General features: G+C 73.0%; 11 protein-coding genes. 10 read left to right on the forward strand and 1 reads right to left on the reverse strand.

The genetic code is table 11. From position 1 onward, the window contains the following. The 8 genes from PUR61_RS17190 to PUR61_RS17225 form a co-directional block, all read left to right on the forward strand. On the forward strand, window positions 1-358 hold a 358-nt coding region (locus PUR61_RS17190), incomplete at its 5' end, for an AMP-binding enzyme (protein ID WP_443035184.1). Between the two features lie 753 nt (window positions 359-1,111). Beyond that, window positions 1,112-1,507, forward strand: coding sequence for a hypothetical protein (locus PUR61_RS17195; RefSeq protein ID WP_329879730.1), 396 nt, complete (start codon window positions 1,112-1,114; stop codon window positions 1,505-1,507). 189 nt (window positions 1,508-1,696) lie between these two features. Beyond that, the gene (locus PUR61_RS17200) at window positions 1,697-2,500 is read left to right on the forward strand and encodes a LytR/AlgR family response regulator transcription factor (protein WP_329879731.1); all 804 of its coding nucleotides are present in this window, start codon (window positions 1,697-1,699) and stop codon (window positions 2,498-2,500) included. Window positions 2,501-2,673: 173 nt separating this feature from the next. Continuing rightward, on the forward strand, window positions 2,674-3,003 hold the full coding sequence (locus PUR61_RS17205; protein ID WP_329879732.1) for a hypothetical protein: 330 nt from the start codon (window positions 2,674-2,676) through the stop codon (window positions 3,001-3,003). Window positions 3,004-3,064: 61 nt separating this feature from the next. Next, window positions 3,065-3,445, forward strand: coding sequence for a hypothetical protein (locus PUR61_RS17210; RefSeq protein ID WP_329879733.1), 381 nt, complete (start codon window positions 3,065-3,067; stop codon window positions 3,443-3,445). A 22-nt stretch (window positions 3,446-3,467) separates the two neighbouring features. Continuing rightward, complete coding sequence (locus PUR61_RS17215) at window positions 3,468-5,249, forward strand: sodium/solute symporter (protein WP_329879734.1); 1,782 nt, start codon at window positions 3,468-3,470, stop codon at window positions 5,247-5,249. After that, window positions 5,246-6,463, forward strand: a complete 1,218-nt coding sequence (locus tag PUR61_RS17220; protein ID WP_329879735.1) for a sensor histidine kinase — start codon at window positions 5,246-5,248, stop codon at window positions 6,461-6,463. Before PUR61_RS17215 ends, PUR61_RS17220 begins: the two co-directional genes overlap by 4 nt. 377 nt (window positions 6,464-6,840) lie before the next feature. Then, entirely contained in the window at window positions 6,841-7,779 is a 939-nt protein-coding gene (locus PUR61_RS17225; protein WP_329879736.1) for a hypothetical protein, read from the forward strand. Between the two features lie 309 nt (window positions 7,780-8,088). Here the strand turns inward: PUR61_RS17225 and PUR61_RS17230 are convergent, their stop codons facing one another. Further along, window positions 8,089-9,792, reverse strand: coding sequence for a serine/threonine-protein kinase (locus PUR61_RS17230; RefSeq protein ID WP_329879737.1), 1,704 nt, complete (start codon window positions 9,790-9,792; stop codon window positions 8,089-8,091). A gap of 808 nt (window positions 9,793-10,600) precedes the next feature. Between PUR61_RS17230 and PUR61_RS17235 the strand changes: the two genes are divergently transcribed. Further along, window positions 10,601-12,184: a peptidoglycan-binding domain-containing protein gene (locus PUR61_RS17235; protein ID WP_329879738.1), complete on the forward strand. Its 1,584-nt coding sequence runs from the start codon at window positions 10,601-10,603 to the stop codon at window positions 12,182-12,184. A gap of 30 nt (window positions 12,185-12,214) precedes the next feature. Next, window positions 12,215-12,562 (forward strand): ATP-binding protein, encoded by a 348-nt coding sequence (locus PUR61_RS17240; RefSeq protein WP_329879739.1) that lies wholly within the window; start codon window positions 12,215-12,217, stop codon window positions 12,560-12,562. The last annotated feature ends 400 nt before the right edge of the window (window positions 12,563-12,962 follow it).

Genomic DNA, 12,962 nt, shown 5'->3' on the forward strand with positions numbered 1-12,962 from the left:
GGCCCTGGTCGGACACCCGTCCGTGGCCGAGTCCGCCGTGGTCGGCGCCGCCGACGCCACCACCGGCCAGGCGATCGTCGCCTTCGTCATCCTCCGCGGCACCGCCGCCGACAGCCCCGAGCTGGTCGAGGAGCTGCGGGCCCACGTCGGCCGCACCCTCGGCCCGATCGCCAAGCCGAAGCAGATCAAGGTCGTCGGCGAGCTCCCGAAGACCCGCTCCGGCAAGATCATGCGCCGTCTGCTGCGCGACATCGCCGAAGGCCGCGAGATCGGCGACACCACCACCCTCGCCGACTCCACCGTGATGAACCTCATCCAGACCCAGCTCACCAACTCCCCGGCGCAGGAACGCCCCTGACGAAGTCGACCTCGCACGCCCGAGCCGCGGGGCCGGCTCCGCACCGCCCCGGGCGCCCCGGCAGGCCGGAGCCCACTCGCCACGGCCGGGCAGACCCGGCCACCAGGTGCCCGGGGCATTCACGCCGGTTCCCTTTCCCCACAAGGGAGTTCGGTGACCGTTCGGCAACCGCCGGTGGCGAGGCCGCGACCGATGGTGTCGACGCGCCCGTCCGGTGCCCACGGGCCCACCGGCACACGGGCTCACCCGCCGGGCCCGGCCGGTCACGGGGCGAAGCAGCGGGGCTGCCGGGCCCCCGGGGACGGCCGAGCCCACCGGGGCTCCACCGGTGCCCCGATCGCCCGCTGCTGCCGCCGCCGCACCGGACCTCCTGGGCCGCAGCCTCCTGGGACGGGGCGCGGACCCGCCCCGTCCCCTCGGCGACACCACCCCCGGTCACCGCCGACACCACCCGGTCCCCGATCGACCGCTCGGCGCACCACTGGCCGCACGGTACGACCGTTCGTCGCACGTCCTGCCGTGCATGCCTATCGGCGCGGGCCTTCGTGGGCTGGGATGGACCGAAGGCGGCGAACACGCCGGGCGGCAAGGGGGCACTGGTGGCAACCCACGGCGAAACCTGTGAGCGGGCCCTGACAGATCTGACGCGCGCCGGTGCGGCTACTGCGCCCCACCCGGACGGCGAGACAACGAGTAGGTGAACACGGCATGCTCACGTTCCCCCGACAAGACATCGGCCGTACACGGCCCGCCATGTATCTGCGGTGCTACCCCTACGACAGCACGCGAATGGAGTGCCACCGCCGCGCGCTGGAGCGGCTCGCCCACCGGCACTGCCTGCCGGAGCCCGCGGAGTACGTGGACAACGGCCGGCGACCGGTGGACGGCCTGCCACAGCTGGAATGCCTCGTGCGGTCCATCGAGCGGGACTGGATCACCACGCTGCTCATACCGGGCCTGTTCGTGTTCGCGCTGGACGACGGCGAGGCCCGGACCGCGGCCGCCCGGCTGCGCGGGCTCGGGTGCCGCCTGATCGAACTCACCCGCTCCGGCCTCCTCCCGGCGGTCGGCGTCCCCGCATCGCGCGCGTTCCGTACGGCGCAGCCCAGGCAGCCCAGGCAGCTCGTGCCGCAGCGGGAAGCGGCGTGAGCCGGCGCCCGGGGCGGCACGGCCCCATCCGTCCGAGGCCACCCGGGGTGTCGGGGGCCTCCGGGCGGATGCCCCGACCGGGGCGGGCGGCGCCAGCACCGCCTCGCCGCACCCGACCGGCTCTCCCACGGAGGAGAGCACGTTCCACGGCCGTGGCCCGGCACCCGCTCGGCCCGTAAAATGCGCAGTATGTTGCGCGTACTGGCCGTCGACGACGAGAAGCCGGCGCTTGAGGAACTGCTGTACCTGCTGCGCGCGGATCCGCGGGTCGAACGCGCCGAGGGGGCGACCGACGCCACCGAGGCCCTGCGCCGCATCGGCCGGGCGGTCGGCGCCGGACCCAACGACGCGGACGCCATCGACGTCGTCTTCCTGGACATCCACATGCCGGGCCTGACCGGGCTCGACATGGCCAAGCTCCTGGCCGGGTTCGCCCGGCCGCCTCTGATCGTGTTCGTCACGGCCCACGAGAATTTCGCCGTCGATGCGTTCGACCTCAAGGCCGTCGACTACGTCCTCAAACCGGTGCGGCGCGAGCGGCTGTCGGAGGCGGTGCGCCGCGCGAGCGACCTGGCCGAGTCCGCCCGCGAGGACCCCTCCCCGGGCGGGGAGGCGCAGACGCAGCCCTCGGCCCCGGACACCTCCGCGGTCGAGGACGCATCCGCACACATCCCGGTGGAACTCGCAGGTGTCACACGGTTCGTCGCGGTCGGCGACATCGCCTACGTCGAGGCCCACGGCGACTATGCACGCCTGCACACGGCCGAGGGCAGCCACCTCGTGCGGATCCCCCTGGCCGTGCTGGAGGAACGCTGGGCCTCCCGCGGCTTCGTCCGCATACACCGCAGCCGCCTCGTCGCGCTCGGCCGCATCGACGAACTGCGACTGGATGCCGGGGGCACGACCGTACGGGTGGGAACGGCGGAACTCGCGGTCAGCCGCCGCCACGCCCGCCAGCTGCGCGATCTGCTGATGCGCCGAGCGCGCGGCTGACCCCCGGCGCCGTTCCACGGCGCTCGGCCGCCGTCCGGCGCGCGCCGGGGAGCCGTTCGTCGCGCCGGCCGGTACGCCCGGCGACGCAGAGGCCCGCTGGTCGAACGGCAGCCCGAAGCGATGGTCCAGGCACCCCGTCGCCGTTACCGTTGATCATCGGCAAAGGGGGCCGGATGTCCGACATGGAAGCGCTGCTGGAGGAACTCCACGGGCTGGACCGGATCCGGTCCTCACACCCGGACGATGTCACCGCGCTCCTCACCAGAGCCAAGGCCGCAGCCGGGCGCTGGGCCGACGTCCTCGAAGAGATCCAGGAGTCCGCGCACGGCCTCCTGGGCCCCCACGCGGAAGCGGCCCTTGAGGTGGCCTTCCGCCACGCCGAGGACTCCTATGTGGAGCTGGAGATCGCCTTGGCCGCCACCCGGGACGCTCACGTGATCCACCCGACGAAGACAACCGGACCTAGCGCCCAAAACCTACCTTCTTCCACCACCGCTCTGTAGTCTTCGAAGCCTTCCGGGCACCCTCCCGGAAGACTCGCCACCAGACACCGGAGCGGACGCGATGCCCGCAGACCACCGACCCCGCCGCGAGGTCGTCACCGGAGTGCCCAGACGCGTCCACCGCCCGCCACGCGACCGTCCGGCCCGCAGCGAAATCACCGAGCAGACCGCCCTGGGCGACATCTACGTGCGCTCGCTGATGCGAAGCCAGCTCCGCGCAGCCCTGTACGCCCTGGGCACACTCCTTCTCCTGATCGGCACCCTCCCGCTGCTGTTCGCCCTCCCCGCCGCCGCGCTCGGCTCCTTCTCCCCGGCCGACCCGTTCCTGTGGGTGGTCCTCGGCGTGGCCGTCTACCCGGTGATGTGGCTCATCGCCCGCCGCTACGTCCGCCGGGCCGAGCGCAACGAGCGCGACTTCACCGGACTCGTCGAAGGACGCTGACCCCACCCATGAGGACCTGCCGGTGAACCAGACCTACGCGGTCACGGCCGTCGCCCTCGTCGTCCTCGCGACCGTCCTCATCGGCGCTCTCGGACTGCGGATCTCCCGGACCACCTCGGACTTCTACGTCGCCTCCCGCACGGTCGGACCCGGCCTGAACGCCGCCGCCATCAGCGGCGAGTACCTCTCCGCCGCCTCCTTCCTCGGCATCGCCGGACTGATCTTCCTCCAGGGCCCGGACATGCTCTGGTACCCGGTCGGCTACACGGCCGGGTACCTCGTCCTGCTGGTCCTCGTCGCGGCCCCGCTGCGCCGCTCCGGGGCCTACACCATCCCCGACTTCGCCGAAGCGCGGCTCGAATCGCCCGCCGTACGCCGGCTGGCCAGCCTGTTCGTCGTCGGTATCGGCTGGCTCTACCTCCTGCCGCAGCTCCAGGGCGCCGGCCTCACGCTGGAGATCCTGACCGGGGCCCCCGAATGGGTCGGCGCGATCGTCGTCGCCGTCGTCGTCACCGCAGCCGTCGCCGCCGGTGGCATGCGCAGCATCACCTTCGTCCAGGCCTTCCAGTACTGGCTCAAGCTCACCGCACTCCTGGTACCGGCGCTGTTCCTCGTCGCCGCCTGGTTCGGCGACGACGCACCCCGGGTCAGGTTCGACGCCCCCGCCGTCTTCCGGGAACACACCGTCGTACGGCTGGACGACACCGTCCGCGTCCAGTTGGAACAACCCCTGACCGTCGGCGCCGTCGGCACCGTCGACGGCACCCCCTACGACGGCGGCCAGGTCACCCTGGCCGAGGGAACCCACCGCATCCAAGCCGGGACCAGGCTGTCCTTCCCCGACGGCGCGGAGGTCCCCCGGCGGGCCTCCACCGGTGCCGACCCGGTCTGGTCCCAACCGCTGGCGGGCGGACGCGAGGGCTACCAGCTGTACGCCACGTACGGGCTGATCCTGGCGACCTTCCTCGGCACCATGGGCCTGCCCCACGTCGCGGTCCGCTTCTACACCAGCCCCGACGGAAACGCCGCTCGCCGTACCACCCTCGTCGTCCTCGCCCTGGTCGGCGCCTTCTACCTGCTGCCGCCGGTCTACGGCGCCCTCGGCCGCATCTACGCACCCGAGCTCGCCCTCGTCGGCGCGGCCGACGCCGTCGTGCTCGTCCTCCCGCAGCACGTGATCGGAGGAGTGACGGGAGAACTGCTGGGCGCGCTGCTCGCCGGCGGCGCCTTCGCCGCCTTCCTGTCCACCGCCTCCGGGCTGACCATGTCCGTCGCAGGAGTCCTCTCCCAGGACATGCTCCCCTCGCCCGCCGTCCGGTACTTCCGCCTCGCGACCGTCATCGCCATGGCCGTGCCCTGCGCCGTGAGCATGGTCGCCAGCCACGTGCCGGTCGCGGACGCGGTCGCACTCGCCTTCGCCGTCTCGGCGTCGTCCTTCTGCCCCCTGCTCGTCCTCGGCATCTGGTGGCGCCGGCTGACACCTCCGGGCGCCGCGGCCGGCCTCCTCACCGGAGGCGGCGCGGCCCTGACCGCCGTCCTGGCCACCCGGGCCGGGATCACCCCGGAGGGATGGATCAACACCCTGCTCGCCTGGCCCGCCGCCTGGTCGGTACCGCTGGGCTTCCTCACCATGGTGCTGGTGTCCCTCGCGACACCACGGCACGCACCGCCCGGAGCGGCCGCGATCCTGGCGCGCCTCCACCTGCCCGAGGACATGCTTGGCCGCCCGCAGCCGGAGGGCGCGCCACGGCGAGGCACCGGGAACGAGGTCACCGACCGGACCGCCCCCAGGAGGCAACGATGACCGCAGCAGCCCTCGCCATCCTGTGCACCGCCGTGGCCGTCCTGCTCGTCGCCGGCGGCTACCGGCTCGGCCGGGTGGGCGCACGGCACGGCTCCGGGCCGGATCTCGACCTCGGCACCCCGGTCGAGCGGGCGACCTTCCACACCCTGCACACCGCCTCCCTCGCCGCCCCTCCCCTGCGCGCCGGACTCACCGAGGACACCGCCCGCAAGGCCACCCGCCAGCTGCGCCCCCTGCTCGGCACCGAGGCCCTGTGCCTCACCGACCGTGAGACGGTCCTGGCCTGGGACGGCCGCGGCGCCGACCACCACCCCGCACGCGTGATGTCGCGCATCACCGGGGTCCTCGCGTCGGGGCGCAGCCAGAGCCTGTTCACCGACTGTGACGATCCCGAGTGCCCCCTCCGCTGGGCCGTCATCGCCCCGCTGACCGGCGAGGAAGGCGTTCGCGGCGCGCTCGTGGCCTACGGCTCACGAGAATCGGCGGTGCTCGTCCGGGCCGCGACCGAGGTCGCCCGCTGGGTGTCCGTGCAGCTGGAACTCGCCGAGCTCGACCGCTCCCGCACCCGGATCATCGAGGCCGAGATACGCGCCCTGCGGGCCCAGATCTCCCCACACTTCATCTTCAACTCACTGGCCGCCATCGCTTCCTTCGTCCGCACCGACCCTGAACGGGCCCGCGAACTCCTCCTGGAGTTCGCGGACTTCACGCGGTACTCGTTCCGCAGGCACGGTGAATTCACCCACCTCGCCGACGAGCTGCGCTGCATCGAGCAGTACCTGGCACTGGCCGGGGCCCGGTTCGGCAGCCGTCTGAAGGTGACCCTCCAGATCGCCCCCGAGGTCCTTCCCGTCACCATGCCTTTTCTGTGTCTCCAGCCGCTGGTGGAGAACGCCGTCAAGCACGGCCTGGAGGACTCCAGGGACGACTGCCGGATCTCGATCTCCGCCCAGGACGCCGGCGCCGAGGCGGTGGTGACCATCGAGGACGACGGCATCGGGATGGACCCGAAGGAACTGCGGCGCATCCTTGCCGGAGAGACGCTCAGGGCGTCGGGCGTAGGCCTGTGCAACGTCGACGAACGACTACGACAGGTCTACGGCGACGACCACGGACTCGTCATCGAGACGGCCGTGGGCGCGGGCATGAAGATCACCGTCCGGTTTCCCAAGTACCGGGCGGGCGTCCACAGGGTCTCCGGCGACGGAACGTGACCGTCACACCCCCGGAGCCCGGTCCGCGTCGTCACCCGGCGAAGCCGGGACGCCAGGAGATGCAGTGTCCAGGGTCTCCGGCAAAGGTCCGCATCAATGGACCCGTCGTCCATTCCGTGGCACCGGAATCACCAGAACGGCCGAGCACTGTTCGGGAGGATCGACAGGGATTTCCACACCACCATCCGTATCCGGAAGCGTTCCGCCCGATCGAGTGCGAGGAGAAGCACCGCACCGAACAGATAGCAACCGAACGGATCGAATCTGAAGACCTGTCAATCTATTGCCGTACAAGACGGTACCGTCACCGGAATGACCCGGATAACGATCCCTTCCGAGGTCTGTCTGAAATTCGACCGGGGGCCTAGGCTGTGCGCGTGTCGATCCTTCGAAGATTTCGCGCTTCCGGCCCGCGCCTGCTGCCGGAACTCGACGACGTCGAACTCGGCCGTGTGCGGCGGCAGCTGAATTCCCTCGCAATGCCGGGTCAGGACGCAATTCGCATCGACCAGGTCGAGCGGCTGCTCCAGGAGGCCGGTACGGACTGGGACCGCCGCGCGCACCGGCTGGCCGTCCTCGCCGAGGCCGCCGCGCCCTCGCCGCTCGCCCGCTTCTGGCGGCTGCGCCACTCGCACCACGCGAACCCACTGCTCTTCGAAGCCTGGGTCGAGCTGGTCCGCGGTCGGCACCTGGGACGGATGGAGGATGCCCGTGCCTCCGTCGCCAACTGCTACGGCGCCGCCGACGCCCTGCCCAACGACCCGACCCCCTGGGTCGTGCTGCTCGGGATCCTGCGGGTGATGCGCGCGGACTCGCGCGAGCTGTTCGCCGCCTTCCACGAGGTGACCTCACGCGACACCTGGAACCGCGAGGCCCACCTGCAGCTTCTGCGCTACCTGTCACCGGAGGAGTGCGGTTCGCGCAGCGGCCAGTTGGACTTCGTGCACACGGTCCGGGCCGCGGTGCCCCCGAACGCGCCGGCCGTGGGCGTGGAGCTGACCGCACTGGTCGACGAGCACGCCCGCATCGCCGCCCGGGGAAGCATCGAGGCGCTGCTGGTCCGCCGCCAGTGGACGAACGAGCGCGCCACCCGGGTGCTGAACGCGGCGCTGGTCGACTGGCCCCGCCACGGCCACCTTCAGCACGCGGCCGCCCTGGCCGACCTGAACCTGCTCGCCTTCGCCCTGGTCCAGGCCGGCCGCTCGCGCGAGAGCGCCGCGACCTTCGGCCTGCTCGGCGACGTGGCCACCGCCTGGCCGTGGTCGCTCACCGGCGACCCGCTCCGCCAGTTCGCCTACTGGCAGTCCAAGAACTGACCCGACACGCCTCTGCCGCGCCCGTGACGTCCGACCCTGCCGGGGAGGGCGCCCGCCAGGCGTGATTCCCTCAGCGACGCCGAGCGCAGCCGCAGGCCGGCGACGTGCCCGCGTGGAAGGACACCTTCGACCCTCTCGGCTGCGCGGCTGCAGCACCCCGGTCACCGGTGGGGTCCACCGCCGGTGCGGGCCCGAGGGCGTGTGGACGGATCCGTCCGGGGAATCGAGAGCGGGGCCACCTCGCTCCGAATCCGCCGGCGTCGGTCGAGTACCGACGGCGGTCCGCCGTCCGAACAGAGGCGTTCGAGGTCAGGGACGGTCGCAGCTCTCGGGATCGCGTCCGGTCCCGGGGGTGCCCCGCCGGGGCAGACAGATGTAGCGGCTGTCGGCGTCGTGGCTGAGGTAGCGGCCGAAGCACTCGCTCCGGCCCTGCCGGGCGCAGAAGGCGAGAACGGCGTTGCCGTCCGGGAATGTACCGGTCACATAGACCAACCAGTTCCCGGAAGGGAGGGATCTCCAGTCGTCGCTGTTGAGGATCTTCGCGCCGGGGATGTCCTCCTGAATGGTGAGCAGTTCCTCGTCCGCTTCGCCCTGTGGGGCGCTCTGGGGAATGACTGACAGCTGGGCGATCCATCTGCCCGTCGCCGAGGGCGCGGTGGGGGAGGGCGTGGCGGTGGGGGCCACAGTGGCTGCCGCCGAAGCCCGGGCGGTGCCGGCGGGGGTGGGGGTCGCGGTGGGGGTCGTGGCGGGGGTCGTGCTGGGGGTCGTGCTGGGGGTCGTGTGAGCCGCGGTTCTGGGGGGCACCGCCGCCGGGGCCGAAACGGTGGCGGTGGGAGTGAGGGTGGCGGTGGGGGTGGGGGTGGGGGCCGCAGTGTCGGGGACGGCGGCGCTGGGGGGCGTGGTCGTCGGCGTCGCGATACCGAGCGCGGCTTCGGGGGCGCCCCGCTGGGCCGTGTGGAGGGCGACGCCGGTGGCCAGCACGAGTGCGCCCACGGCGCTCGACACTCCGACGCGCACGAGGCGGGGAGCCCGCTTCTTACGCGGCTTCGTCCTTGTCCTGGTGGTGACGGCCGGGGCGGTGACCGGCGAGGAAGAGGGAGCGGCCCCGCTCGTGGCCCCGGCAGGAGAGGCCTCCGCGGCCGCGTCGGCCTCAGGGCCGCCGCCCGGGCGGTAGGGCTGTCCGTCAGCGACGGCTGCGAGAGCTCGCGCGACCTCCTCGGCGCTCGGGCGGCCGGCGGGGTCCTTGCTGAGCAGTGTCAAGATCAGCGGACCGAGCAGGCCGGCCCGGCACACGTCCGGAAGAGGGTCCTCCCGGATGGCGACCAGGGTCTCCCAGAGCGTGTCGCGCCGCATCGGGTTCGCCCCCTCGACACACATGCACAGCAGGACACCGAGTGACCACAGGTCACTGGCCGGGCCCACTTCCGCCGCTTCGGCACTGATCCGTTCCGGCGCGAGGTAGTCGGGCGAGCCGAGAAGGTCGCCGGTGGCCGTGAGGTCGAGCGAGCCTTGGAGGGCGGCGATGCCGAAGTCGGCGAGGACGGCGCTGCCGTCCGGGCGGATCAGGACGTTCGCGGGCTTCACGTCACGGTGCAGGACGCCCGCGGCGTGGGCGGCGCGCAGGGCGCCCAGGATGTCGAGACCCACACCGGCGGTCTGGGCCGGCGTCAGCGTAGCCTCACGCAGCAGAACGTCGAGCGGAACGCTGTCGACGAACTCCATGACCAGCCACGGGTAGGGGAGATCGTCCACGATCTCGTAGATCCTCACCGCATTGCGGTGGTTGAGCCTGGCAAGGGCCTTGGCCTCGCGGACGGCCCGCTCGCGCATGTGAGCGGCGCGCTCGTCGTCCTCGTGCCGAAGCGGCCGCATCTCCTTGAGCGCGATGTCCCGCTCCAGAACCGGATCGTGCGCCCGCCACACCGTCCCCATCGCCCCGGAGCCCAGTCGCTGTCTCAGCTCGAAACGGTCGGCCACGACATCGCCGACCGCCCGGCCGGGTTCCTTGGTCATGCTTCTCTCCAGTCTCATCGCCATGCCGAGGGCCTACGGCGACGGCCCTCGACGGTCGGCACCGTGCGTCTCGTCATGGCCGGAGCTGCTCCGGCCCGGTTGCGTCGGGCCACCGCTTCTCGGCTTCGGGAAGCCGCGCGACCGTGGGAAGGAGTGCCGAAGTGCGCGGCGAACCCGCGTCGTTGTCGAAGCGTTACAACGATCGTTCTCGCGGGCGCGAACCCGCCGCCCGGCCCGACGGGGCCTGCGCCGGACAGGGACCCGCCGCCGGAGACGGCGACACCTTCGACCCCGGCGGTCCTCCCCCGCCGGGAACACCGCGTGGATAACGGTTGCGCAACGGGGCGGGATGCCGGGGGCCCGCGCTTCCTCCTGTGAAGGACTCTCGACCACCGACCACCGACCACCGACCACCGACCACCGGCCACCGGCCACCGGCTCCGTCGGGCCGATCCGGCGGCGGCCACGGCGCGGACCGCCGAACACCCTGGTCCGGCCGTCGAGTCCCTGAACTGCCGGATCACGAACCCGACCAAGGACCGACCCTCATGCACCTGGACTCCTTCCCCGCCGGCCAGGCACCGATCCCGGCCGACGGCCCTCCGCCCCGGGAAGCCCGACGGCACGACACCCGCGCCGGTGCCCGAAGGCCCGCCGCTCACGCAGCGCCCGCCGTTCACGCAGCGCCCGCCGTCGGGTGGCCGAGGCAGTAGGCCCCACCGACCGACCACCGAGCAGACAGCCCGCGCCGACGGCACCCGAGCAGGGTGCGCCGTCGCCCACCCGGACCATGCCAGCGAGGATCCGCATGACACCTGTCGTCACCCTCAGCGATGCCCAGCTCCGCGCATTACTCCCGTCCGGCGAACGTGCCTCCAACGCCGTCGAGGAGCTGACGCGTCGGTACGGCGACGTGATCCTGGCCTGTGTCCAGGGGCTGGGCGCCACGACGTCGGACGCGCAGGAACTCTCGGCCGAGGCGCTCGCCAGGACACTCGACGCCTGCCACCAGGGGGCGCCCCCGGCCCTGCCCTGGATCCCCTGTCTCCTCCGCGAGGCACGCCACCTGGCTGCCCGCCGAGCGGAGACCGGCCAGCGGCACAGCGTCTCCCCCGGGTTCCTGCACTGGTTGGACCAGCAGTCCGGACCGCACCACGGCTACCGGGCCACCCTGTCCGCGGCCGAGGAACAGAGCCCCCTGCTCCGGTCGTTCGAAACCCTCACCAACCCGTCGGAGGCAGTGCTGTGGCGGGGCCTCATCGCCTCCCCCGGCTCGGACGGTCCCCCCGCGCCTGCTCGGCAGGAGCTCGCCGATGCGTACGCGCGCCTGTACGTCGCGGCCGTCCCCGACCGCCGCTGCCGCCACCAGGCGGCCCGGCTGACCGACGAGGCCCGCTACGCCGGCCCGGCCACCGCCTACCTGACCCGCCACATGACCCGCTGCCGCCGATGCACCCGGGCCCTGGAGGACCTCCGGGCGATCCACCAGTGGGACGTCCGCGTCCTCATGAGACGGCTGCTCGTCCACTTCGACCCGCCCACGACCCGCCCCACGGCCGGCCCGCCGCGCCGCCGGACGGCCACCGAACCACCCGGGCCGACGGGGGACGGCAGCACCGATCGGCCCCCGGCCCCGCTCCCCGACCGTCCGACGGCCGGATCGGCCTCGGCGGGGACCTCTCCCCCGCGGACGTACCGCCGGGCAGTCCTGACCGCCGCGGGCATCGGCACGGCGGTCCTGGCGCTCGGGTCGGCCCTGACAGCACCACCGGCCGACCACCCCACAGGCTCGCCCGCACCGATCACACCGGCGGCCACCGCGTCGGACCGTTCCAGCACTTCGCCCCAGACGCCGGCCGAACTGCCGACCTCTGCCGTACGGACACCGGAGACGACGAGCCGGCCGTCCCGGACCGGATCGGCGTCGCCGTCCTCACCACCCCCGAGCACCCGCCACTCCCCACCGGCGCCCGCGATCCCGTCACCCGTCCCTCCGCCCCCGAGCACCCGCCACTCCCCGCCGCCGTCGGAGCCGTCCCCCGTCCCGCCACCCGTCCCACCGCCCGCGCCTGCGTCCCCCACCCCGCCACCCAGGACGACTCCCGCTCCGGCTCCCAGCCACTCCCCCACCCCGTCGGCGCGCCTGCTGAGCCGCGGAGACCAGGGACCGGACGTGGCACGGTTGCAGGACCTGCTGGTGCGCGCGGGCTGCGGACAGCTCAACGTGCCCTACGTGGAGGGCCTCTTCGACAGAGCAACCGCCGAATTCCTCACAGCTTTCCAAACAGCGGCCGACATCCGGGGCGAGGAACGCAGCCGCGCCGTGTACGGTACCGAGACCCGACAGGCCCTTGAAGGAACCGGTCCCCGCCCGACCTGCTGGCGCACGTAGCCACCGGCGCCGCGGAGCAGGTAGCCGACGGTGCACCACGCGGGTGACCGCCCTGCCGGCCGGCAGCTGCCCCACCTGAGCGACGACCTCACCCTGATCGCCACCGAACTCGCCACCGACGCCGTGAAGCACGGCGGCACCCCCGCCCGGGCAGGCCCGGCCCTGTGCGAACCCGGGGCGGGCCGCCGGGTCGTGCGCCTGGAGATCACGGACTCCGGCCCCGGCTTCGACCGCGACCAGCGCATCACCACCGACCCCGGCGACACCTCCGAACGCCGCGACGGGCGCGGCCTCCTCCTGGTCGCCGCGCTGGCCGGCACCCGGGGCGCCGTGCAGACCGCCGCCGGCCAACGCGTCCGGGCCGAGCTACCGGCCTGACGACCGCCGCGGCGCGGGCCGACCGAAGCCGGCGCCGCGCCCCAGGCCCCCCAGCCCCCAGCCCCCAGCCCCCAGCCCCCGTGCTTCTTGCCCGCCATCACCGATCCGTCCTCGCCCTCGCCCGTTCTTCTGCCAGAACCACGAGTAAGGGCGAGGACCTGGCCGGCGTGACCGTCACCCGCGTCATCGCCGCCGGGCGCTCGGGCTGCGTTCGGCGGAAACCCGGCGGCGGTCGTCGCGCTGGTCAGCGGCGAGGGTACTCAGCCGAGCTGCTGTTCGATGGCGCGGAGCTTGCGTTCCAACGCGTCCAGTTTCGGCAGTGACAGGGTGTCGTCATCCGCGGTCAGGTCGACGGTGACGGACTCCTCGGGGCCGTCCTCGACGAGACCACCGCGATGGA

It is taken from the genome of Streptomyces sp. BE20, from assembly GCF_036322525.1.
Classification (GTDB): Bacteria; Actinomycetota; Actinomycetes; order Streptomycetales; family Streptomycetaceae; genus Kitasatospora.